21 protein-coding genes are annotated in these 21700 nt (G+C 71.2%); 9 read left to right on the forward strand and 12 right to left on the reverse strand.

Annotated elements, in window-relative coordinates:
* Nucleotides 1–52: 52 nt before the first annotated feature.
* The 7 genes from ABS735_RS28490 to ABS735_RS28520 form a co-directional block, all read right to left on the reverse strand.
* Nucleotides 53–511 (reverse strand): hypothetical protein, encoded by a 459-nt coding sequence (locus ABS735_RS28490; RefSeq protein ID WP_373904344.1) that lies wholly within the window; start codon nucleotides 509–511, stop codon nucleotides 53–55.
* 128 nt (nucleotides 512–639) lie between these two features.
* Nucleotides 640–2067 carry an NAD(P)/FAD-dependent oxidoreductase gene (locus ABS735_RS28495; protein ID WP_373904345.1) on the reverse strand — a complete coding sequence of 476 codons (1428 nt, stop codon included), beginning with the start codon at nucleotides 2065–2067 and terminating at the stop codon, nucleotides 640–642.
* 34 nt (nucleotides 2068–2101) lie between these two features.
* Nucleotides 2102–2914 carry an ABC transporter permease gene (locus tag ABS735_RS28500; RefSeq protein WP_373904346.1) on the reverse strand — a complete coding sequence of 271 codons (813 nt, stop codon included), beginning with the start codon at nucleotides 2912–2914 and terminating at the stop codon, nucleotides 2102–2104.
* A complete protein-coding gene (locus ABS735_RS28505; protein ID WP_373904347.1) occupies nucleotides 2915–3844 on the reverse strand; it encodes an ABC transporter permease in 930 nt (309 codons plus the stop codon).
* A complete protein-coding gene (locus ABS735_RS28510) occupies nucleotides 3844–5019 on the reverse strand; it encodes an ABC transporter ATP-binding protein (protein WP_373904348.1) in 1176 nt (391 codons plus the stop codon). The genes ABS735_RS28505 and ABS735_RS28510 overlap by 1 nt, the downstream gene beginning before the upstream one ends.
* 5 nt (nucleotides 5020–5024) lie before the next feature.
* A complete protein-coding gene (locus tag ABS735_RS28515; protein WP_373904349.1) occupies nucleotides 5025–6272 on the reverse strand; it encodes an ABC transporter substrate-binding protein in 1248 nt (415 codons plus the stop codon).
* Nucleotides 6273–6345: 73 nt separating this feature from the next.
* Nucleotides 6346–7881, reverse strand: a complete 1536-nt coding sequence (locus ABS735_RS28520) for a gamma-aminobutyraldehyde dehydrogenase (RefSeq protein ID WP_373904350.1) — start codon at nucleotides 7879–7881, stop codon at nucleotides 6346–6348.
* A 202-nt stretch (nucleotides 7882–8083) separates the two neighbouring features.
* On the opposite strand from ABS735_RS28520, the gene ABS735_RS28525 reads away from it, so the two are divergent.
* Complete coding sequence (locus ABS735_RS28525) at nucleotides 8084–8707, forward strand: NADAR family protein (protein WP_373904351.1); 624 nt, start codon at nucleotides 8084–8086, stop codon at nucleotides 8705–8707.
* 139 nt (nucleotides 8708–8846) lie between these two features.
* Here the strand turns inward: ABS735_RS28525 and ABS735_RS28530 are convergent, their stop codons facing one another.
* Nucleotides 8847–9293, reverse strand: coding sequence for a DUF4190 domain-containing protein (locus ABS735_RS28530; RefSeq protein ID WP_373904352.1), 447 nt, complete (start codon nucleotides 9291–9293; stop codon nucleotides 8847–8849).
* A 58-nt stretch (nucleotides 9294–9351) separates the two neighbouring features.
* Complete coding sequence (locus ABS735_RS28535; RefSeq protein ID WP_373904353.1) at nucleotides 9352–10017, reverse strand: DUF4190 domain-containing protein; 666 nt, start codon at nucleotides 10015–10017, stop codon at nucleotides 9352–9354.
* 57 nt (nucleotides 10018–10074) lie between these two features.
* Between ABS735_RS28535 and ABS735_RS28540 the strand changes: the two genes are divergently transcribed.
* The 3 genes from ABS735_RS28540 to ABS735_RS28550 all read left to right on the forward strand — a co-directional run bounded on the left by ABS735_RS28540 (nucleotide 10075) and on the right by ABS735_RS28550 (nucleotide 13279).
* Nucleotides 10075–11238: an adenosine deaminase gene (locus ABS735_RS28540; RefSeq protein ID WP_373904354.1), complete on the forward strand. Its 1164-nt coding sequence runs from the start codon at nucleotides 10075–10077 to the stop codon at nucleotides 11236–11238.
* A 14-nt stretch (nucleotides 11239–11252) separates the two neighbouring features.
* A complete protein-coding gene (locus ABS735_RS28545) occupies nucleotides 11253–11993 on the forward strand; it encodes a glycerophosphodiester phosphodiesterase (protein ID WP_373904355.1) in 741 nt (246 codons plus the stop codon).
* A gap of 128 nt (nucleotides 11994–12121) precedes the next feature.
* Nucleotides 12122–13279, forward strand: a complete 1158-nt coding sequence (locus tag ABS735_RS28550; protein WP_373904509.1) for a serine hydrolase domain-containing protein — start codon at nucleotides 12122–12124, stop codon at nucleotides 13277–13279.
* A 13-nt stretch (nucleotides 13280–13292) separates the two neighbouring features.
* On the opposite strand, the gene ABS735_RS28555 is transcribed toward ABS735_RS28550, so the two are convergent.
* The 3 genes from ABS735_RS28555 to ABS735_RS28565 form a co-directional block, all read right to left on the reverse strand.
* Nucleotides 13293–13832, reverse strand: coding sequence for an HXXEE domain-containing protein (locus ABS735_RS28555; protein ID WP_373904356.1), 540 nt, complete (start codon nucleotides 13830–13832; stop codon nucleotides 13293–13295).
* A gap of 12 nt (nucleotides 13833–13844) precedes the next feature.
* Nucleotides 13845–15044 (reverse strand): polyamine ABC transporter substrate-binding protein, encoded by a 1200-nt coding sequence (locus ABS735_RS28560; protein ID WP_373904357.1) that lies wholly within the window; start codon nucleotides 15042–15044, stop codon nucleotides 13845–13847.
* A 183-nt stretch (nucleotides 15045–15227) separates the two neighbouring features.
* Nucleotides 15228–16667 (reverse strand): gamma-aminobutyraldehyde dehydrogenase, encoded by a 1440-nt coding sequence (locus tag ABS735_RS28565; RefSeq protein ID WP_373904358.1) that lies wholly within the window; start codon nucleotides 16665–16667, stop codon nucleotides 15228–15230.
* 165 nt (nucleotides 16668–16832) lie between these two features.
* On the opposite strand from ABS735_RS28565, the gene ABS735_RS28570 reads away from it, so the two are divergent.
* The 5 genes from ABS735_RS28570 (at nucleotide 16833) to ABS735_RS28590 (ending at nucleotide 21651) form a co-directional block, all read left to right on the forward strand.
* Nucleotides 16833–17348 carry an Lrp/AsnC family transcriptional regulator gene (locus ABS735_RS28570; protein ID WP_373904359.1) on the forward strand — a complete coding sequence of 172 codons (516 nt, stop codon included), beginning with the start codon at nucleotides 16833–16835 and terminating at the stop codon, nucleotides 17346–17348.
* Between the two features lie 2 nt (nucleotides 17349–17350).
* Nucleotides 17351–18724: an aspartate aminotransferase family protein gene (locus ABS735_RS28575; RefSeq protein WP_373904360.1), complete on the forward strand. Its 1374-nt coding sequence runs from the start codon at nucleotides 17351–17353 to the stop codon at nucleotides 18722–18724.
* 205 nt (nucleotides 18725–18929) lie between these two features.
* Entirely contained in the window at nucleotides 18930–19706 is a 777-nt protein-coding gene (locus ABS735_RS28580) for an ABC transporter ATP-binding protein (RefSeq protein WP_373904361.1), read from the forward strand.
* Entirely contained in the window at nucleotides 19688–21133 is a 1446-nt protein-coding gene (locus ABS735_RS28585; protein WP_373904362.1) for a hypothetical protein, read from the forward strand. The genes ABS735_RS28580 and ABS735_RS28585 overlap by 19 nt, the downstream gene beginning before the upstream one ends.
* A 110-nt stretch (nucleotides 21134–21243) precedes the next feature.
* A complete protein-coding gene (locus ABS735_RS28590) occupies nucleotides 21244–21651 on the forward strand; it encodes a VOC family protein (RefSeq protein ID WP_373904363.1) in 408 nt (135 codons plus the stop codon).
* Nucleotides 21652–21700 lie beyond the last annotated feature (49 nt).

Below are 21700 nucleotides of genomic sequence, written 5' to 3' on the forward strand. Positions count from 1 at the left end.
GACCAATTCTGTTGTCAACCCCTTGTGCACCTCACCTGTAGCTCACCTCCCCTTACCCGTCGTTCTCCTCCCCCGCGAGGGCCGCCGCCGCCTCGTGCATCGCCAGCTCCAGGAGCGAGGGGTCGGTGAGGGTGCCGGTCCCGTCCGGCGGGATCAGCCAGCGGGTGCCTCCGGTCGACAGTCCGCCGGGGTACGGCACCACGATCCAGGTGCCGAGTCCGGCGGTCCGGATGCCGGTGCCGACCCAGCGGGCCGCCGTGCCGGCCGGCACGAAGAAGCCCGTGCGCGCGTCGCCGAAGTCGGCGAGCACCGGACCGGGCTGGTCCAGGACGCGGGAGAGCACGTCCAGGGTCGGATAGCCGAGCCTGGACCGCAGGATGAGCACGTCCCAGGCCTTGCCCGCGGGCAGCAGCGCGACACCCGAGGGGTCGCGCTCCCAGTCCCGGCGGCAGGACTCGGGATCCGGTGCGACGGATGCCAGCCACGCGACCGCCGTCTTCGCAACAGGCATGTGAACCTCCCTTTCACTTGTCGACGCGGGGTGCGTCACGAGGGAGAGGGAGGTCTCCCGGCGGCATTACGCGGGTCGCCGCGCCTCGTTGGGGTGAACCGGGTCACATGTCCGCGTTCAGCGGGGGCCTAGCTGTCGAAGCCGAGCCCCAGGCGGTCCATCGTCCGCAGCCACAGGTTGCGCCGGCCGCCCTGCGCGTCCGCGCGGGCCAGCGACCACTTGGTGAGGGCGATGCCGGTCCAGGCGAAGGGCTCGGGCGGGAACGGCAGCGGCTTCCTGCGCACCATCTCCAGTTCGGTGCGCTCGGTGCGCTCCCCCGACAGCAGGTCGAGCATCACCTCGGCGCCGAAGCGGGTGGCGCCCACACCGAGGCCGGTGTACCCGGCCGCGTAGGCGACCTTGCCCTGGTGCGCGGTGCCGAAGAACGCCGAGAAGCGCGAGCAGGTGTCGATGGCGCCGCCCCAGGCGTGGGTGAAGCGGACGCCCTCCAGCTGGGGGAAGCAGGTGAAGAAGTGCCCGGCGAGCTTGGCGTAGGTCTCGGGGCGGTCGTCGTACTCGGCGCGCACCCGGCCGCCGTACGGGTAGATCGCGTCGTAGCCGCCCCACAGGATCCGGTTGTCGGAGGAGAGGCGGAAGTAGTGGAACTGGTTGGCGCTGTCCCCGAGGCCCTGCCGGTTCTTCCAGCCGATCGAGGTGAGCTGTGCGTCGGTGAGCGGCTCGGTCATCAGGGCGTAGTCGTAGACGGGGACGGTGTACGAGCGCACCCTGCGGACCAGGTTCGGGAAGATGTTGGTGCCGAGCGCGACCGTGCGGGCGCGGACCCCGCCGTACGGGGTGCGTACGGCCATGCCGGCGCCGTACGGCTTGAGGGTGAGCGCCGGGGTGTGCTCGTGGACGCGGACGCCGAGGGCGAGGCAGGCTCGCTTGAGGCCCCAGGCGAGCTTGGCGGGGTGGACCATCGCCACGCCGCGCCGGTCCCAGAGGCCGGCCCGGAAGGTCGGGGAGTCGACCTGCTCCCGTACGGCCTCGGCGTCCAGGTACTCGATGCCCTCGGCGAGGCCCTTGGCGCGGATCTCCTCGTACCAGTCCTCGAGTTCGCGGGCCTGGTAGGGCTCGGTGGCGACGTCGATCTCGCCGGTGCGCTCGAAGTCGCAGTCGAGGCCGTGGCGTGCGACCGCCGCCTCGATCGCGTCGAGGTTGCGGGCACCCAACTCCTCCAGCCGGTGGATCTCGTCCGGCCAGCGGGTGAGGCCGTTGGACAGTCCGTGGGTGAGGGAGGCGGCGCAGAAGCCGCCGTTGCGGCCGGAGGCGGCCCAGCCCACCTCGCGGCCCTCGATCAGCACCACGTCCCGCCCCGGGTCGCGCTCCTTGGCGATCAGCGCGGTCCACAGCCCGCTGTAGCCACCGCCGACGACCAGCAGGTCACAGGTCTCGGCGCCGGTGAGGGCGGCCTCGGGGCGGGGGCGGCCCGGGTCGTCCAGCCAGTACGGGACCGGCTGGGCGTCGGAAAGGGATTTCGTCCAGTCGTTGCTGCGGCTCATGGCGCTAGGGGCCATGATTTCAACTCCCTACGAGTACAACTGATGTGCTTTATGCCTTGCGGCGGTTTCGGCGGTTTCCGATGACCATGGAGGCCAGAACGAACAGTACGGCGACGACGAACATGGCCGTACCGACGACATTGATCTGGACGGGCGTTCCGCGCTGGGCCGATCCCCAGACGAACATGGGGAAGGTGACGGTGGAGCCCGCGTTGAAATTGGTGATGATGAAATCGTCGAAGGACAGCGCGAAGGCGAGCAACGCGCCGGCCGCGATGCCGGGGGCGGCGATGGGCAGCGTGACCCGGAGGAAGGTCTGGAAGGGACCGGCGTACAGGTCCTGCGCCGCCTGCTCCAGCCTCGGGTCCATCGACATCACGCGCGCCTTGACGGCCGTCACGACGAAGCTGAGGCAGAACATGATGTGGGCGATCAGGATCGTCCAGAACCCCAGCTGAGCACCCATGTTGAGGAAGAGCGTGAGCAGCGAGGCGGCCATCACGACCTCGGGCATCGCCATCGGCAGGAAGATCAGCGAGTTGATCGCGCCCCTCGCGCGGAAGCGGTAGCGGACCAGCGCGAAGGCGATCGCGGTGCCGAGCGCGGTGGCGCCCAGCGTCGCCCAGAGGGCGATCTGGAGGCTGAGCGAGAGCGAACCGCACAGTCCGGCGACCCCGCACGGGTCCTTCCAGGCGTCCGTGGAGAACTGCTGCCACTCGTAATTGAAACGCCCGTTCGGCTTGTTGAACGAGAATACCGTGACAATGACGTTGGGCAGCAGCAGATACGCGAGCGTCAGCAGTCCCGCGATCACGACCAGATTGCGCTTGAACCAGTTCACTGGGGAATTGACGAAGGCCATTTAAACCAGATCCTCCGTCCCGGACCTGCGGATGTAGAAGGTGACCATGGCGAGGATCGCGGCCATGAGGATGAACGAGAGTGCGGCCGCCGTCGGATAGTCCAGCACCCTGAGGAACTGGGACTGGATCACGTTTCCGATCATCCCGGTGTCCGCCGAGCCCAGCAGGGAGGCGTTGACGTAGTCGCCGGTGGCCGGGATGAAGGTCAGCAGGGTGCCCGAGACGACGCCGGGCATCGACAGGGGGAAGGTGACCTTGCGGAAGACGGTGGACGGCTTGGCGTACAGATCCCCCGCCGCCTCGTGCAGCCGGCCGTCGATGCGCTCCAGGGAGGTGTAGAGCGGCAGGATCATGAAGGGCAGGAAGTTGTACGTCAGGCCGCAGACCACCGCGAGCGGGGTCGCCAGCACGCGGTCGCCGGAGGTCCAGCCCAGCCAGCTGGTCACGTCCAGGACGTGCAGCGTGTTCAGGGCGCCGACCACCGGGCCGCCGTCCGCGAGGATCGTCTTCCAGGCCAGGGTGCGGATCAGGAAGCTGGTGAAGAACGGCGCGATCACCAGGATCATGATCAGGTTGCGCCAGCGGCCCGCGCGGAAGGCGATGAGGTACGCGAGCGGATAGCCGAGCAGCAGGCACAGCACGGTCGCGGAGGCGGCGTAGGCGACCGAGCGCAGGAACTGCGGCCAGTACTCGGACAGCGCGTCCCAGTAGGTGGCGAAGTGCCAGGTGACCTTGTAGCCCTCCTCCAGCGAGCCCGTCTGCACGGAAGTGGAGGCCTGGTAGATCATCGGCGCCGCGAAGAAGACGACCAGCCACAGGATGCCGGGCAGCAGCAGCCAGTACGGTGTCCAGCGGCCGCGTTTGCGCGGGGGCTTCTGCTCGGGCGCGGCCGGGGTGAGCGGCGGTGGCGCCTCGGTGAGGGTGGACATCAGGCGGCCTCGCCCTCGGCCACACCGGCGTCGATGTCCTGAGCGGCGTCCAGGCCGAAGGTGTGCGCCGGGTTCCAGTGCAGGACGACCTCGGCGCCGGGCGCGAGGCGGGGATCGCGGTCGATGTTCTGGGCGTAGACCTCGAACTCGGGGCAGGCCGCGCAGTCCACGACGTACTGGGTGGAGACGCCGATGAAACTGGTGTTGCTGATCCTGCCGCTGATGCGGTTGCGGCCCTCGGGGATGGAGCCCGCGTCGTCCGCGTGGGTGAGGCTGATCTTCTCGGGACGGACTCCGACCAGCACCTTGCCGCCCGCCTTCGCAGGGGCGGAACATCGGGCCCCGGGCAGCACCAGCTTGTCCCCGGCCGCCTTCACGACGACGTCGTCACCGTTGCGGGTGTCGACCTCGGCCTCGATGAGGTTGGAGGTGCCCAGGAAGTTGGCGACGAAGGTGGTCCGCGGGTTCTCGTACAGGTCGGCGGGGGCGCCCAGTTGCTCGACGCGGCCCGCGTTCATCACGGCGACCTGGTCGGCCATGGTCATGGCCTCCTCCTGGTCGTGGGTGACGTGCACGAAGGTGATGCCGACCTCGGTCTGGATGCGCTTGAGCTCCAGCTGCATCTGGCGGCGCAGCTTGAGGTCGAGGGCGCCGAGGGGTTCGTCGAGAAGCAGCACCTTGGGGTGGTTGATCAGGGCGCGGGCGACCGCGACGCGCTGCTGCTGGCCGCCGGAGAGCTGGTGCGGCTTCTTGCGCGCCTGCTCGCCGAGCTGCACCAGGTCGAGCATCTCCCCGACCTGCTTCTTCACGCTCTTGATGCCGCGCCGGCGCAGACCGAAGGCGACGTTCTCGTAGATGTCGAGGTGCGGGAAGAGGGCGTAGGACTGGAAGACCGTGTTGACCGGCCGTTTGTAGGGCGGCAGCGCGGTCACGTCCTGGTCGCCGAGGTGGACGGTGCCGCCGCTGGGCTCCTCCAGTCCGGCGATCATGCGCAGGGTGGTGGTCTTGCCGCAGCCGGAGGCGCCGAGCAGGGCGAAGAAGGAGCCCTGGGGCACGGTCAGGTCGAGCGGGTGCACGGCGGTGAAGGAGCCGTAGGTCTTGCTGATGCCGGCGAGGCGGACGTCGCCGCCGCCGTCCGTCGCGGCTGTCTGGTTCTTCGTCGTATGCGTCGTCATCGTCGTCACGCCCCGGTGAGCTTCGCGAACTTCTCTTCGTATGCCGTCTCTTCCTTCGAGCTCAGGGAGCGGAAGGAGTGCGACTTGGCCTGCATGGCCTTGTCGGGAATGATCAGCGGGTTGTTCGCCGCGTCCTCGTCGATCTTCGCCAGGTCGTCCTTCACACCGTCGACCGGGCAGACGAAGTTGATGTAGGCGGCGAGTTCCGCGGCCGGGCCCGGCTCGTAGTAGTAGTCGATGAGCCGTTCGGCGTTCGTCTTGTGCCGTGCCTTGTTGGGGATCAGCATGTTGTCGCTCGACGTGACGTAGCCGCTGTCCGGGATGACGAAGTCGATGTCCGGGTTGTCCGCCTTGAGCTGGACGACGTCACCGGCCCAGGCCAGACAGGCCGCGAAGTCGCCCTTGCTGAGGTCGGACGTGTAGTCGTTGCCGGTGAAGCGGCGTATCTGGCCGCGGTCGACGCCCTTCTGGAGCCGGGCGATCCCCGCGTCGTAGTCGTCGTCGGTGAAGCGGGCCGGGTCCTTGCCCATGTCGAGCAGCGTCATGCCCATGGTGTCGCGCATCTCGGTGAGGAAGCCGACCCGGCCCTTGAGCTTCGGGTTGTCGAGCAGGTCGGAGACCGTCTTGACCTCGATGCCGTCCAGCGCCTTCTTGTTGTAGGCGATGACGGTCGAGATGCCCTGCCAGGGGTAGGAGTAGGCGCGGCCGGGGTCCCAGTCCGGGCTGCGGAACTGGGGCGACAGGTTGGCGAAGGCGTGCGGCAGGTTGGCCGGGTCCAGTTTCTGGACCCACCCGAGGCGGATCAGACGGGCGGCCAGCCAGTCGGTGAGGACGATGATGTCCCGCCCGGTCTCCTGGCCCGCGGCGAGCTGCGGCTGGATCTTGCCGAAGAACTCGCTGTTGTCGTTGATGTCCTCGGTGTACGTGACCTTGACGCCGGTGCGCTTGGTGAACGCCTCCAGCGTGGGGTGCCGGCGGCCGCTCTCGTCGACGTCCATGTACTCGGTCCAGTTGGAGAAGCGGACCTGCTTCTCCTCCTTGGAGTGGTCCTCGGCGGAGACGCCGCCCTCGCTCTTGCCTGCCGCCGGGATGCCGCAGCCGCTCAGCAGGCCGAGGCCGCCGACCGCTAGCGCGCCGCCCGTGGAGGCGCGCAGCAGCGAACGGCGGGTGAGGGCGGCCCTGCCGCTCCTGAGACTGCGCCGCATGGCGGCCACTTGGGCCGGGGACAGGCGGTCTGGCTCGTACTGCTCCATGCGCGTGGTTGCCCTTTCGGGTGGGTCGGCCGTGGTCGGCGGCCTGGCGTGATGGCTATCGGCTCTATCGGTCCTACCGGTCCCCGAAGACGGTGCGGTGCCAGTCCTTGGCCGCCACCGCCGTGTTGTCGAACATGACGTGCTTGACCTGCGTGTACTCCTCGAAGGAGTAGGCGGACATGTCCTTGCCGAAGCCGGACGCCTTGTATCCGCCGTGCGGCATCTCGCTGATGATCGGGATGTGGTCGTTGATCCACACGCAGCCCGCCTTGATCTCGCGGGTGGCGCGGCCCGCGCGGTACACGTCCCGGCTCCAGGCGGAGGCGGCGAGCCCGTACGGCGTGTCGTTGGCCAGCCGGATGCCCTCGTCGTCGGTGTCGAAGGGCAGGACGACCAGGACGGGGCCGAAGATCTCGGACTGGACGACCTCGCTGTCCTGCGCGGCGTCCGCGATGAGCGTGGGCCGGTAGTAGGCGCCGTCCTTCAGGTCGCCCTGCGGTGCCTCGCCGCCGCACACCACGCGCGCGTAGGAGCGGGCCCGGTCGACGAAGGCGGCGACGCGGTCCCGCTGGACGTGGCTGACCAGCGGGCCGAGGTCGGTGCCGGGGGCGAAGGGGTCGCCGACGCGGACGGTGTCCATGAGGGCGGCGGTCTTCTCGACGAACGCCTCGTAGAGGGGCCGCTGCACGTACGCGCGCGTGGCGGCCGTGCAGTCCTGGCCGGTGTTGATGAGCGCGCCCGCGACCGCGCCGTTGACGGCGGCGTCGAGGTCGGCGTCGTCGAGGACGAGGAAGGGCGCCTTGCCGCCGAGCTCCAGGTGGAGGCGCTTGACGGTGGCGGTCGCGACCTCGGCGACGCGCTTGCCGACGGCGGTGGACCCGGTGAAGGAGGTCATGGCCACGTCGGGGTGGGCGACGAGGTGCTCACCGGCCTCCCGTCCCGTGCCGCTGACGATGTTGATCACGCCGTCCGGGATACCGGCCTCGGTCGCCGCCTGGGCGAACATCAGCGAGGTCAGCGGGGTGATCTCGGCGGGCTTCAGCACGATGGTGTTGCCCGCGGCGATCGCCGGGAGGATCTTCCAGGCGGCCATCTGGAGCGGGTAGTTCCAGGGCGCGATGGACCCGACCACGCCGATCGGCTCGCGCCGCACGTACGAGGTGTGGTCGCCGGAGTACTCCCCGGCCGACTGGCCCTGGAGGTGCCGGGCGGCGCCGGCGAAGAAGGCCGCGTTGTCGACCGTGCCCGGCACGTCGAACTCACGGGTCAGCTTCAGCGGCTTGCCGCACTGCAGGGACTCCGCGCGGGCGAAGTCCTCGGCGCGGTCGGCGAGGACGGCGGCGAAGCGGTGCAGGGCGTCGGAGCGCTCGCCCGGGGTGGCGCCGGCCCAGCCGGGGAACGCCTCCCGCGCGGCGGCGACGGCCGCGTCGACGTCGTCGGGACCGGCGAGTTCGTAGGTCAGGACGTCCTCGCCGGTCGCGGGGTCCACGACGGTGTGCGTGTGTCCGGAAGTGCCCTTGGTCAGTCGGCCCGCGATGTACTGGGCCCCGTCCGCGAAGCGGTCCTGGGCCGGGAATCGGTCCTGGGTGGCGTTGCCCGGGTTGTGCATGTCGGCTCTCCTCGGTCTCCCCGTGGCGGGGGCCGGCGTGGCTCAGGCTCGATGTGAGTGCCGATCCTGACAGAGCACTAGGCCTCCAACAAGTGATTCCGTTGTTGCCATTTGGTTACGCGACGGAATCTGTCGACCAGGTGTCGAGTCGCCACGGAAAAGGACGGACGGAGTGTCAGTGGCGCGTGCCACACTCGCATGCATGGAGAAGATCACGGGGGCGGAGCAGATCACGGAGACGCGGAGGGGCACGGGGGTGGCCGTGGACGGCGTCGACAGCCGGGAAGCGCTGGTCGGGCGGGTCCGGGCGGGCGAGCGGATCAAGTACCTGTGCTTCTGGGGGCACCGGCCCCTCCCGGACGGCAGGCTCGGGCCGAGCTGTCTGAGCCAGTGGTGGCCGTCGCCGTTCACCGTGGCCGGGGTGGAGTACCGGACGGCGGAGCACTGGATGATGGCGGGCAAGGCCCGGCTGTTCGAGGACGCGGAGGCCGAGCGGCGGGTGCTGGCGGCCGCTCATCCCGCCGAGGCGAAGAAGGCGGGTCGGCTGGTGCGCGGTTTCGACGAGGCGGTGTGGGAGCGGGAGCGGCTGCGGATCGTGGTGGAGGGCAGCGTCCACAAGTTCGCCGCGGACCCGGCACTGCGGGCGTTCCTGCTGAACACGGGCGACAGGGTGCTGGTGGAGGCGAGCCCCGTGGACCGGGTGTGGGGCATCGGTCTGGCCGCGGACGACGAGGCGGCGAGAGACCCGGAGCGCTGGCGGGGGCCGAATCTGCTGGGCTTCGCGCTGATGGCGGCCCGTGAGCGGCTGCGCGCGGACGACCGCTGAGCGGCTGCGCGCGGACGATCGCTGAGCGGGTGCGCGCGGACGACCGCTGAGCGGGTGCGCGCGGTTGCCGAGTGGCGTGGAGCGGTCGCCGAGTGGCTGAGGGGGCGGCCCGGGGCCGCCCCCTCCGGAACGGCCTGGCTCAGGCGACGCTCATCAGGCTCGCGAAGGCGAGGAAGCCGAGCAGCGGCAGGATCACGGTGGCCGTGATGCCGAGCACGAGACCGGCGGTCGCGGAGCCCTTGTTGGTGGCCTCGCCCCGGGTGGCCTTCCCCCGGCCGATCGCGCCGAAGATGATCCCGAGGATGCCCAGGATGACGCCGAAGAACCAGAGGAAGAAGGTCAGGCTGCACACCACGCCGATGATGCCCAGCACCAGTCCCGTGGTTCCCATGCCGTTGCTCGGCTGCATCGGCATGGTGTAGCCGGGGGCCTGCGGGTAGCCCACGGGCGGGGCGGCCGGGTAGGACGGCCCCTGGTTCGGGTAGCCGTACCCGGGCGCGGACTGCGGGTACGCGTAGCCCCCCGCGGGCGGCTGGCCCGGCTGCGGCGGCCCGTAGCCCTCGGGTCCGGGATTGGTGTGCGACATGAACTGCTCTCCCCTCGTTGGCGCTTGACATCGTAGAGGCAATGCCTCGGGGAGGAGCTCAGCTTTCCGCCGTCACGGAGACCGCCACGGGGCGCGAGAAGCCGTAGTAGGGGTCGTCGTAGTCCGATTCCTCGTTGATCGCGGCGGTGATCCCGATGGCGACCAGCACGATCACGGCGACGCCGAGGACGATGCCGACGATGCCCATGACGAATCCGGCCTGCGCCTGCCCGTGGTTGGTGGCCAGGCCGCTCTCCGCCTTCCGGCGGCCCTTGATGCCGAAGACCAGGGCGAGGACGCCGAGCACCACGGAGACCACGCCGTACAGGCAGAACAGGGCGCAGGCGAGGATGCCCAGCACCATCGACGCGGTGCCCAGCCCGTTCTGCGGGGCCATCGGCATGCCGGGCCAGCCGTAGCCCTGACCGTACCCGGGGTAGCCGTACCCGACCGGGACACCGGCACCGTCGGGCGCGACCGGCGGAGGCGGCACCGCGGAGTCGGGGGCGGCGTAACCGGCGCCCGGCATCGACGTGATCGTGGCCTGGTCGTGCACGCCCGGCGGGGGCTGCCAGGGAGGCGGCGCGTCGGAGGCGGACGGCCGGGGCGGCTCCTGCGCCTGTCCGGCCCCGGCACCCTTGTCCAGCGACGGACCGCTCTCCGGGGGCGCCCAGGGGTCGTGACCACCGGCGGAGTCCCCGCCCGGTCGTATCTCGTCCGTCATGCCTTGTCCCCCCGGGGTCGTTCGTGCCCGCCATGCTACGGTGCCGGGCCGCCGGGCGTGAGACCGGCCTACGATGATCCCCGAACGACCGATCAGCCGATCACCCGCGCCCCACCGCCGCCCCGCGCGGCCAGGGGGCGCCGCCCTGGGGAGGAACCCTTGACCGAGCACCTCGTCGACCCCGACGTCCCGCGCGACCTGCACGCCTTCATCGCCGGACTGCCGAAGGCCGAACTGCACGTCCACCACGTCGGCTCCGCCTCCCCGCGCATCGTCTCCGAGCTGGCTGCGCGCCACCCCGACTCCAAGGTCCCCACCGACCCCGAGGCACTGGTCGACTACTTCACCTTCACGGACTTCGCGCACTTCATCGACGTGTACCTGTCCGTGGTCGACCTGATCCGCACCCCGGAGGACGTCCGGCTGCTGACCTACGAGGTGGCCCGGGAGATGGCCCGGCAGCAGGTGCGCTACGCCGAGCTGACCGTCACACCGTTCTCCTCCACCCGGCGCGGCATCGACGAGGGCGCCTTCATGGAGGCGATCGAGGACGCCCGCAAGGCGGCCGAGGCCGAGTTCGGGACCGTACTGCGCTGGTGCTTCGACATCCCGGGCGAGGCCGGTCCGGAGTCCGCCGAGGAGACGACGCGGCTCGCCACCGACGACCGGCTGCGCCCGGAGGGCCTGGTCTCCTTCGGGCTCGGCGGACCCGAGATCGGCGTGGCCCGCCCGCAGTTCAAGCCGTACTTCGACCGGGCGATCGCCGCGGGACTGCACTCGGTGCCGCACGCGGGCGAGACGACCGGCCCGCAGACCGTGTGGGACGCCCTCACCGACCTGCGCGCCGAACGCATCGGGCACGGCACCAGCTCCGCCCGGGACCCGAAGCTGCTGGCCCACCTCGCCGAGCGGCGCATCCCGCTGGAGGTGTGCCCGACCTCGAACATCGCCACCCGCGCGGTACGCACCCTGGACGAGCACCCGATCAAGGAGTTCACCCGCGCCGGCGTCCTGGTGACGATCAACTCCGACGACCCGCCGATGTTCGGCACCGACCTCAACAACGAGTACGCCGTCGCCGCCCGGCTCCTCGGCCTCGACGAGCGCGGCCTCGCCGCCCTGGCGAAGAACGGGGTCGAGGCGTCGTTCCTCGACGCGCCGGGCAAGGCACGGATCATCGACGAGATCGACACGTACACCGCCGCCTGGCTCGCCGCCTGAGAGTTGCCGCCACCATGGACACCCCGCGCGCCCTGACCGCCGTCGCCCACCGCGGCGATCCCTACCGGCACCGCGAGAACACGATCGAGTCGCTGCGTTCCGCCCTGGACCGCGGCGCGGACGCGGTCGAGACCGACGTACGCCTCACCCGGGACGGCGTGCCGGTGCTGCTGCACGACGAGACGCTGAAGCGCCTGTGGCAGCACGACCGGCCGCTGCGCTCCCTGTCCGCGGACGAGGTGCGCGGGCTGACGGCGGGCCGGGTGCCGACGCTCGCCGAGGCGCTGGCCGCGACCGGGGACGGCCGGTTGATGCTCGACCTGCCGGGAGCGCCCGGCGAGCGGGCGGTACGGCGCATCGTGGACGTGGTCCGCGAGTGCGGGGCGCGGGACCGCGTGTACTACACCGCGGGCGCCGCCGCCATGCTCGCCGTGCGTGCCGCCGACCCCGCCGCCGAGATCGCCATGACCTGGACGACGGCGGCCCCGCCCCGGCCCGCGCTGCTTGCGGCGGTCCGGCCGCGGTGGCTCAACTACCGGTTCGGGCTGGTGGACCGGGCCCTGGCCGAGCGCGTCCACGCCGACGGCCTCCTGCTGTCCGCCTGGACCCCGGACACCCACCGCACCATGCGCCGCCTGCGTGCCCTGGGCGTCGACTCGATCACCACCAACCGCATCGACGTGCTGTGCGCGCTGCGCGACCGGTGCGCCGCCCTGCCCGTAAGGGCGAACCCGCACAACTCCCGCGCCTCGTAAGGGGGTTCCCCGAGCCCCGGTCCAGGGTCCGGGCCCTCCTCACCGACGATCCGGCACGGGGTGGGGCGCACAAGGATGATCAACGATCGCCCTGCCCCGTCCCGAACCTGGAGTCGTCGATGCCGTCGATGCGTGCCCGTACCTCCTCCGTCCTCGCCGCTTCCCTGGTGCTCGCGCTGTCCGCCGGGCCGCTGGCGGCCCCCGCGTTCGCCGCGCCGCCCACCTCGGCCGCCGCCACGCACCGGTCGGACGTGCCGGACGCCAAGGCGCTGCGCGCCGCCCTCGCCATGGTCCCGGGCGAGCACGCCACGGCCGCTCTGGTGCGGGTCGGACGCACGGACGGCGACTGGCACGGCAGCGCGGGCGTGCGCGACCTGGCCAGTGGCCGGCCGGCGCACCCGAACGCCCTCTTCCGTGCCGGTTCGGTCACCAAGGTCGTCACGGCCGCCACCGTCCTGCGGCTCGCGGCACAGGACGACGTCGACCTGGACGCGCCGGTGCAGGGCTATCTCCCCGACCTGTTCACCCCGGCCTTCGACAAGCCGATCAGCGTCCGCCAACTCCTCAACCACACGAGCGGCATCCAGGCGGGCGACGGGCTCGGCGACGACTTCGCCGAGTTGTACGCCCACCGCTTCGACACACTCGACCCGCGCAAGGACGTGGCGTCGGCGATCGCGAAGGGGCCGGAGTTCGACCCGGGCGAGCAGCAGCACTACCTCAACGTCAACTACACGATCCTCGGCCTGCTGATCGAGAAGGTGACGGGACACTCCTACGCCGCCGAGGCCACGCGCCTGGTCCTGCGCCCGGCCGGGATGCGGCACACGTACTTCCCGGGGACCGACCCCCGCGTCCGGGGCCCGCTCAACCGGGGTTACCAGACGGTGGAGCGGCCGGACGGGACGACGGAACTGCTCGACGTGACCGAGTGGAACCAGGCGGACCGCTGGGCGGCCGGTGACATGATCTCGACGACGGCCGACCTGGAACGGCTGCTCACCTCGCTCTTCCGGGGGCGGATCGTGCCCGAGCCGCAGCTGGAGGAGATGTTCACGACCCCGGCGGGCCTGCCGGACGCGACCCGCAGCGCGGGGCTGGAGTACAAGAAGGTGGGTGACCAGATCTTCTGGGGCAAGTCGGGCTCACGCTACGGCTACAGCGCGCTCATCGGCGGCACCCGCGACCTGTCCCGCACCCTCGTCTGCTCGGTCAACGCCACGGACGCCAAGAGCGCGGAGTCGAACCCGGTGCTCGACGCGATCACCGCGGCCGCGCTGAAGTAACCCGCGCCCGCCGTCAGCCGCTCGTCAGCCGTCGCGCCACCGCGTGCGCCGCGACCGTCGCCGCCCCCGCGAAGCCCAGGCCCACGGCGAGGTCGCGCGGGCGGGGGGCACGCAGGACACCGGCGCGGCGCAGGCGACGGCGGGCCCAGAGGGTGAAGGGGAGGACGATCAGCGGCGAGGTCGCCGACCCGGGCGGGCAGCCGCGCACCAGCCCCGCCTGCGCGAGGTGCACCAGGCCGTGCAGGCCGAAGGCGTTGAGCGCGGTCTGGTACGTGGCCGAGCGGCCGCCGGTCAGCCGTCCCGCGACGGACGCGGCGGCCACGACCGCGGCCATCGCGCCGACCGCCACCGCGAACTCCCGCCCGTCGACCGACCCGGCCCGCCGCCACACTGCCTCCGGCACGGCCGGGTACCGCTCGCGCAGGGCGGGGAGGTTCCGGCGCCACCAGCCCGGCACGGTCGCGAGCTCTTCGAGGTCGTGCAGGGCCCAGGCCGCCAGCAGTCCCAGCGTGACCGCGCCATCGACCCCTTCATCGCGTGATGAATTCCTCACATGATCAGTCTGCTACACGCCGACGATCCCGTTCCACCGCTTCGCGAATTCCGCCCGCTCCCCCGCCGAGATGTCCCGCGCGATGGCGAGCCGCCCGCGCATCGACGCGTCGGGGAAGATCAGCGGGTCCTCGGCCAGGGCGGCGGTCTCCTCGTCGTCGGAGGAGGCGAGCACGTCCTGGGCGGCGGGGACCGGGCAGACGTAGTTGACCCAGGCGGCCAGCTCGGCGGCGACCTCGGGGCGGTAGTAGTAGTCGATCAGCTGCTCGGCGTTGGCCTTGTGGCGGGCCAGGTTGGGGATCATGAGGGACTCCGCCCACAGTTCGGCGCCCTCCTCCGGGACGACGAACTCGATGTCCGGGTCGTCCGCCTGGAGCTGGATCACGTCACCGGAGTAGGCCTGGCAGGCGAGGACGTCGCCACTGGAGAGGTCCTTGATGTAGTCGTTGCCGGTGAAGCGGCGGACCTGGCCCTTGGCGACCTGCTTCTCCACCTGGTCGCAGATCAGGTGGAAGTCGTCCGTCCTCCAGTCGGTGATGTCCACGCCGTTGCCCTGCATCAGCAGCGCGAACGCCTCGTCCATGCCGGACAGCAGGGTGACGCGGCCCTTGAGGTCGGCCGCCCACAGGTCGGACACGTGCCGGATCTCCCGGCCGAGCCTGCGCCGGTTGTACGCGATACCGGTGATGCCCGACTGCCAGGGCACGGTGAACTTCCGGCCGGGGTCGAAGGCGGGCGAACGCAGCAGCGGGTCCAGGTACTTGGTGACGTTCGGCTGGTGGGAGCGGTCCATCTCCTGGACCCAGCCCAGCCGCACGAACCGCCCGCACATCCAGTCGCTGATGACGATCAGGTCGCGGTCGGTGGGCTGGTGGTTCATCAGGGACGGGCTGATCTTGCCGAAGAACTCGTCGTTGTCGTTGATCTCCTCGATGTAGTCGACGGAGACGCCGGTCTCCTTCTCGAACGCCTCCAGCGTGGGCCGCCGGCTCGGGTGCTCGTCGTCGGTGTCGATGTAGAGCGGCCAGTTGGCCCAGGTCAGCCGGCGTTCGGCGGCGGACCGGTCGGTGGCGGCGCGGTCGCCGGGGGCGACGTACGCGGCGGGGACGCCGCAGCCGGCCAGGGTGCCGATCGCACCGAGCACGGCGGAGCCGCCCAGGCCGCGCAGCAGGGTACGACGGGAGAGCGAGGGCGTCTTCGGGAGCAGGGGCATGGCACGAGGATCCCGCCCAGCGCCCACCGGGACAATCGACGCTGCGTCGAGCGGGCCCGGCCAGGCCCGACACCCTGTCGAGCGCGGGGAGTTCACCGTGCACGCACCGCGGCCCCGGACGGAGGCCTCACGCCTCGCGTCCGGGGCCGCGCACACCGGGTGCGGTCCGCACACCGCCCGCGGTCACACGTCCAGGGACGTCATCACGTGCTTGATCCGCGTGTAGTCGTCGAAGCCGTACCCCGACAGGTCCTTGCCGTAGCCGGACTTCTTGAAGCCGCCGTGCGGCATCTCGGCGACCAGCGGGATGTGGGTGTTGATCCACACGCAGCCGAAGTCCAGCTTCTTGGACATCCGCATCGCGCGCCCGTGGTCCTTGGTCCACACCGAGGAGGCCAGCGCGTACTCGACGCCGTTGGCCCACTCGACGGCCTGGTCCTCGTCGCGGAAGGACTGGACGGTGATGACCGGGCCGAAGACCTCCTGCTGGATGATCTCGTCGTCCTGCTGGAGACCCGAGACGACGGTCGGGGCGTAGAAGTAGCCCTTGTCGCCGACCCGATGGCCGCCCGCCTCGACCTTGGCGTGGGCGGGAAGGCGCTCGATGAACCCGGAGACCTGCTTGAGCTGGTTGGGGTTGTTGAGCGGGCCGTACAGCACGTCCTCGTCGTCGGGCTGACCGGTCTTGATCTCGGACGCGGCCTTCGCGAGGGCGCTGACGAACTCGTCGTGGACCGACTCGTGGACCAGCACGCGGGTGGCGGCGGTGCAGTCCTGCCCGGCGTTGAAGTAGCCCGCCTCCGAGATGCCCTCGACGGCCTTGGGGATGTCGGTGTCCTCGAAGACGACGACCGGGGCCTTGCCGCCCAGCTCCAGGTGGACCCGCTTGAGGTCCTTCGACGCCGACTCGGCGACCGACATGCCGGCCCGCACCGAGCCGGTGATGGAGGCCATCGCCGGGGTCTCGTGCTCGACCATGAGGCGGCCGGTGTCGCGGTCGCCGCAGACGACGTTGAAGACGCCCTTGGGCACGATGGAGCCGATGATGTCGGCCATCAGGGCCGTGGAGGCGGGGGTGGTGTCCGAGGGCTTGAGGACGACCGTGTTGCCCGCGGCGAGCGCCGGGGCGAACTTCCACACGGCCATCATCATCGGGTAGTTCCACGGCGCGACCTGCGCGCAGACCCCGATCGGCTCGCGGCGCACGAAGGAGGTCAGCCCCTCCATGTACTCACCGGCGCCGCGCCCTTCGAGCATCCGCGCCGCGCCGGCGAAGAAGCGGATCTGGTCGACCATCGGCGGGATCTCCTCGGAGCGGGTCAGCCCGATCGGCTTGCCCGTGTTCTCCACCTCGGCCGCGATCAGCTCCTCGGCCCGCTCCTCGAACGCGTCCGCGATCTTCAGCAGGGCCTTCTGCCGCTCGGCCGGGACCAGGTCCCGCCACGCCGGGAAGGCCGCCGCGGCGGCCGCCATCGCGGCGTCCACGTCCGCCTGCCCGGACAGGGGGGCGGTCGCGTACGCCTCGCCCGTGGCGGGGTTGACCACTTCCGTGGTCCGTCCGTCGGCGGCGTCCCGGAACTCACCGTCGATGTAATTGCGCAGACGACGCAGCTCGGTGCTCACTGCCGGCCCTCCAAGTTCGGGTGTCCAGTAACTGAGACACCCACCCTAGACGGAGTGCCGACGTTTTCAACACCCCCACTCCCCTCACGGTTGCGATATCCGCAGCTTGAAGCGATTGAAACAACGAATTTCATCGATCCGGCCTTGCGAAACTGTCGATACGTCGTGCACAGTGAAGCCGTGGCCAGTCGAAGCGCAGACCAGAAGGACTCCCGCGAGTCCAGGAACGGTGGTCCCCAGTTGGACACCGTCTCCCTCGCCATCATCGAGCAGCTCCAGGAGGACGGCCGCCGGCCGTACGCCGCCATCGGCAAGGCCGTGGGCCTGTCGGAGGCGGCCGTGCGCCAGCGCGTCCAGAAGCTCCTCGACCAGGGCGTGATGCAGATCGTCGCCGTCACGGACCCGCTCACGGTGGGCTTCCGGCGCCAGGCGATGGTCGGCGTCAACGTCGAGGGCGACGTGGAGTCCGTGGCCGAGGCGCTGTCGGCCATGTCCGAGTGCGAGTACGTGGTGATGACCGCAGGCTCCTTCGACCTGATGGTGGAGGTCGTCTGCGAGGACGACGACCACCTCCTGGAGGTCATCAACCGACGCATCCGGGCCGTGCCCGGCGTGCGCTCCACCGAGAGCTTCGTCTACCTCAAGCTCAAGAAGCAGACCTATATGTGGGGAACCCGATAATCGTGAGCACCGACAGCCCCAAGGACCTCAGCCGGACCGCCTACGACCACCTGTGGATGCACTTCACCCGCATGTCGTCGTACGAGAACGCCCCCGTCCCCACCATCGTCCGCGGTGAGGGCACCCACATCTACGACGACAAGGGCAAGCGCTACCTCGACGGTCTCGCCGGCCTGTTCGTGGTCCAGGCCGGGCACGGCCGCACGGAGCTGGCCGAAGCCGCCGCGAAGCAGGCGCAGGAGCTCGCCTTCTTCCCGGTGTGGTCCTACGCCCACCCCAAGGCCGTCGAGCTGGCCGAGCGCCTGGCGAACGAGGCCCCCGGCGACCTCAACAAGGTCTTCTTCACCACCGGCGGCGGCGAGGCGGTCGAGACCGCCTGGAAGCTCGCCAAGCAGTACTTCAAGCTGACCGGCAAGCCGACCAAGTACAAGGTGATCTCCCGCGCGGTGGCCTACCACGGCACCCCGCAGGGCGCCCTGTCCATCACCGGCCTCCCGGCGCTCAAGGCCCCCTTCGAGCCGCTGGTCCCCGGCGCGCACAAGGTGCCGAACACCAACATCTACCGCGCCCCGCTCTTCGGCGACGACCCCGAGGCCTTCGGCCGCTGGGCCGCCGACCAGATCGAGCAGCAGATCCTCTTCGAGGGCCCGGACACGGTCGCGGCGGTCTTCCTGGAGCCCGTGCAGAACGCCGGCGGCTGCTTCCCGCCCCCGCCCGGCTACTTCCAGCGGGTGCGCGAGATCTGCGACCAGTACGACGTGCTGCTCGTCTCCGACGAGGTCATCTGCGCCTTCGGCCGCCTCGGCACGACCTTCGCCTGCGACAAGTTCGGCTACGTCCCGGACATGATCACCTGCGCCAAGGGCATGACCTCGGGCTACTCCCCGATCGGCGCCTGCGTCATCTCCGACCGCCTGGCCGAGCCGTTCTACAAGGGCGACAACACCTTCCTGCACGGCTACACCTTCGGCGGCCACCCCGTCTCCGCCGCGGTCGGCATCGCCAACCTCGACCTCTTCGAGCGCGAGGGCCTCAACCAGCACGTGCTGGACAACGAGGGCGCCTTCCGCGCCACCCTGGAGAAGCTGCACGACCTGCCGATCGTCGGCGACGTCCGCGGCAACGGCTTTTTCTACGGCATCGAGCTGGTCAAGGACAAGGCCACCAAGGAGTCCTTCAACGAGGAGGAGACCGAGCGGGTCCTGTACGGCTTCCTCTCCAAGAAGCTCTTCGAGAACGGTCTGTACTGCCGTGCCGACGACCGTGGCGACCCGGTCATCCAGCTCGCCCCGCCGCTGATCTCCAACCAGGAGACCTTCGACGAGATCGAGCAGATCCTGCGCGCCACGCTGACGGAGGCGTGGACGAAGCTCTGATCGTCCCGATCATCCGCTGAGAGGATCATCACCGGCCCCGGTGCGGTCCGTTCGAGTGAGAACGGCGGCCCGGGGCCGCGTGCTGTCCGGCTTCCTCCGCGGCGACTCCTTACGGTGCCCAGTGACCGATCGGCCCCGTCTTCGTTCCCCCGGAAGGGGGACGAAACGACCGGGGAAATACGGATCAGAACCGAGGTGTACGCCCATGGAGGCCCCGCCGGACAACGACGTGCTCTGGGCCCGTGCCCTGCACTTCCAGCACCACGACGGCTCCCCCGCGCTGCAAGGCGTGTCGCTCGGCGTGCGCGAGGGCGAGATCCTCGCCGTGAGCGGACCGCGCGGCAGCGGCAAGACCACGCTGCTGCGGTGCCTGTCCGGCCTGGTCAAGCCGCAGGACGGCGAGGTGTGGTTCAACAGCGTGCCGGTGCACACCATGGGCCCGCTCGGCCGCGAACGGCTGCGCCGCGACCGCTTCGGCTGGATCGATCCCGCCCCGGCGCTCGTCCCGGAGCTGAACGCCTGGGAGAACGCCGCGCTCCCCCTCATGCTGCGCGGCACCGGCCGGCGCCGGGCCAAGAGCGCCGCCCTGGACTGGCTGGACCGCCTCGACGTCGGCGGCAAGGCGCGCAGGCGCCCGCACGAACTCCAGCAGGCCGAGCGGCAGCGCGTCTGCATCGCCCGCGCGCTCGCCGTCGCCCCGGCGGTGCTCTTCGCCGACGAACCGACGGCCCCCCTGCACCGCGCCGACCGCGCCCAGGTCCTGCGGACGCTCACCACGGCGGCCCGCTCGCACGGCATCACCGTCCTGCTCGCCACGCACGACGCGCAGACCGCCGCCCTGGCGGACCGCACGGTGGCGCTCCTCGACGGAAGGCGGGTACGGACCGTGCACCTCCCCCCGCTCGCCGAGACCACGGTGGCCACCGGTGCCGCCGGGACTCCCGGAACGGAAGGCCGGGCGGCGTGCTCGCTCTCCGCCTGACCCGCACCGCCCACCTCGCCGTCCACCTGCGCCGCCTGCTGGTCGCGCTGGCCTCGACGGGCACGGGCTTCCTGCTGCTGTGCGCCCTCGGCCACGCGCTGAGCCACCCGGACACGCCGGGCGCCTCCGCCCTCCGCCTGGCCTGGTGCGCCGCCCCCCTCGCCGCAACGGTGCACCTCGCGGTCGCCGTGGCCCGCACCGATCCCGGGACGCGGCCCCGCTCGGGGCTGTCGGCGATCGGTCTGGGGCCGGGCCGGCTGATGGCCGTGTCGGCGACGACCACGGCCCTGTCCGCCGCGCTCGGTTCGGTGGCGGCCCTGCTCGCCTTCCTCCACCTGCGCGGCGACCTGACCGGACGCCCGCCCTCCGGCCGCGTCGCCGCCGACGCCCTGGCCGTCGGCCAGTCCCTCCCCGCCCCGGCCGTCCTGACCCTGCTGGTCCTCGTACCGGCCTTCGCCTCGGCCGCGGTGGCCCACACGCTGCGGCCCCGCGACCCCCGGCCCGCCGCGGCCGCCGCACCCCGCGGTTACGGCCGCTTCGGCGCGTACGGCTGGGGCAAGGCCCGCGAGACCTTCGGCGCGTACGGCCGCTTCGGCTCCCGCATCGCCGCGGAGCCCGCCCGGGCCGCTGCCCCTGCGGACGGTCACGCCGCTGCCCCTGCGGGCAGTCGTGCCGCTGGGGCGGCACGGGTGGGCGCAGGCGGCGCCCTGCAGACGCAGGTGAGTGACCCCCGCCCCCCGGCACCGGCACCGGCCCCGGCCCCGGCCCCGGCGGACGCCACCCCGCAGACGCCGGAGGCCGCCCCCGACCCTCCGACCGAGCCGGCCCCCCGACCCCAGAACACCACCGCCCTCCCCTGGGGCTTCGCCGTACTCGCCGCGGGTCTCACCGTCGAGACCTACACCGGCGACGCGGCCGCCGCCTCCGCCCCGGGCACCGCACCCTCCGCCGGCGTCCTGATCGGCTGGGCCCTCACCGCCCTGGGCTTCGCCCTGGCCGGACCGGGCCTGACCCACCTGTGCGGCCGGCTGCTGCAGGCCGCCCGGCCCGGCGCCCTGCGTCTGCTGGCCGGCCGCGTCCTCATGGAGGAGTCGCACCGCGTCGGCCGCCCCCTCGGCGTCGTGGCCGCCGTCGCCGCCGCGGCCTACGTGGCCGCCACGGTGTACGACGGGGACGGACCGGCCTTCGGCCCCCTCGCCACTCTGGGCGCCCTCCTCGTGGCCGGCTGCACGGTGGCCACCCTCCTCACCGCGGCCGTCGCGGCCAAGCACGCCCGGGCCGACACCACGGACGCCCTGCTGCGGCTGGGCGCGCCCCCGGCGACCCTGCGCGCCGCCGCCGCCGTACGCGCCGCCGCCCTGCTCGCCCTGTTCGGTCCGCTGACCCTGATCGTCGCGGTGCTGGCGGCGCTGCCGCTCGACCACTGAGCCGCGGAAGACCTTTTCGAGAAAGTCCGCGGACCGGCGATGAGTTCCGGGCCGGCCTCCCGTCCACCTCTTCGAACGGCACGGCAGCACATCGAACGGGAGAGGCCCCCATGTACCAGCAGATGATCTTCCTGAACCTGGCCACCAACGACCTCGACGCCTCCAAGAAGTTCTTCACCGGACTGGGGTGGGAGCCCAACGCCCAGTTCAGCGACGACAGCACCGCTTCCTTCCCGGTGAGTGACACCATCGTCGTGATGGTGCACACGCCGGAGAAGTACCGTGAGTTCACGAAGAAGGAGATCTCGGACTCGACGAAGTCCAGTGAGGTACTGATCGCGCTGAGCGCCGAGAGCCGCGCGAAGGTCGACGAGCTGGTGGAGAAGGCGGTCGCGGCCGGCGGCTCGGTCTCCGGCGAGACCCAGGACCACGGCTTCATGTACGGCCGGGCCTTCGACGACGTCGACGGCCACACTTTCGAGGTCGTGTGGATGGACCCGGCGGCGGTCCAGGGCTGATCCGGGCGCGTGCCTAGCATGGGCGGGTGGATCCGACACCCGCCCAGCG

It is taken from the genome of Streptomyces sp. MMCC 100, assembly GCF_041538145.2.
GTDB lineage: Bacteria > Actinomycetota > Actinomycetes > Streptomycetales > Streptomycetaceae > Streptomyces.

Bases quoted from the DNA above. Each gene is read 5' to 3' on its own strand.
- ABS735_RS28490 (WP_373904344.1), bottom strand. From the start codon at position 511: ATGCCTGTTGCGAAGACGGCGGTCGCGTGGCTGGCATCCGTCGCACCG.
- ABS735_RS28495 (WP_373904345.1), bottom strand. From the start codon at position 2,067: ATGGCCCCTAGCGCCATGAGCCGCAGCAACGACTGGACGAAATCCCTT.
- ABS735_RS28500 (WP_373904346.1), bottom strand. From the start codon at position 2,914: ATGGCCTTCGTCAATTCCCCAGTGAACTGGTTCAAGCGCAATCTGGTC.
- ABS735_RS28505 (WP_373904347.1), bottom strand. From the start codon at position 3,844: ATGTCCACCCTCACCGAGGCGCCACCGCCGCTCACCCCGGCCGCGCCC.
- ABS735_RS28510 (WP_373904348.1), bottom strand. From the start codon at position 5,019: ATGACGACGCATACGACGAAGAACCAGACAGCCGCGACGGACGGCGGC.
- ABS735_RS28515 (WP_373904349.1), bottom strand. From the start codon at position 6,272: ATGGAGCAGTACGAGCCAGACCGCCTGTCCCCGGCCCAAGTGGCCGCC.
- ABS735_RS28520 (WP_373904350.1), bottom strand. From the start codon at position 7,881: ATGCACAACCCGGGCAACGCCACCCAGGACCGATTCCCGGCCCAGGAC.
- ABS735_RS28525 (WP_373904351.1), top strand. From the start codon at position 8,084: ATGGAGAAGATCACGGGGGCGGAGCAGATCACGGAGACGCGGAGGGGC.
- ABS735_RS28530 (WP_373904352.1), bottom strand. From the start codon at position 9,293: ATGTCGCACACCAATCCCGGACCCGAGGGCTACGGGCCGCCGCAGCCG.
- ABS735_RS28535 (WP_373904353.1), bottom strand. From the start codon at position 10,017: ATGACGGACGAGATACGACCGGGCGGGGACTCCGCCGGTGGTCACGAC.
- ABS735_RS28545 (WP_373904355.1), top strand. From the start codon at position 11,253: ATGGACACCCCGCGCGCCCTGACCGCCGTCGCCCACCGCGGCGATCCC.
- ABS735_RS28550 (WP_373904509.1), top strand. From the start codon at position 12,122: ATGCGTGCCCGTACCTCCTCCGTCCTCGCCGCTTCCCTGGTGCTCGCG.
- ABS735_RS28560 (WP_373904357.1), bottom strand. From the start codon at position 15,044: ATGCCCCTGCTCCCGAAGACGCCCTCGCTCTCCCGTCGTACCCTGCTG.
- ABS735_RS28580 (WP_373904361.1), top strand. From the start codon at position 18,930: ATGGAGGCCCCGCCGGACAACGACGTGCTCTGGGCCCGTGCCCTGCAC.
- ABS735_RS28590 (WP_373904363.1), top strand. From the start codon at position 21,244: ATGTACCAGCAGATGATCTTCCTGAACCTGGCCACCAACGACCTCGAC.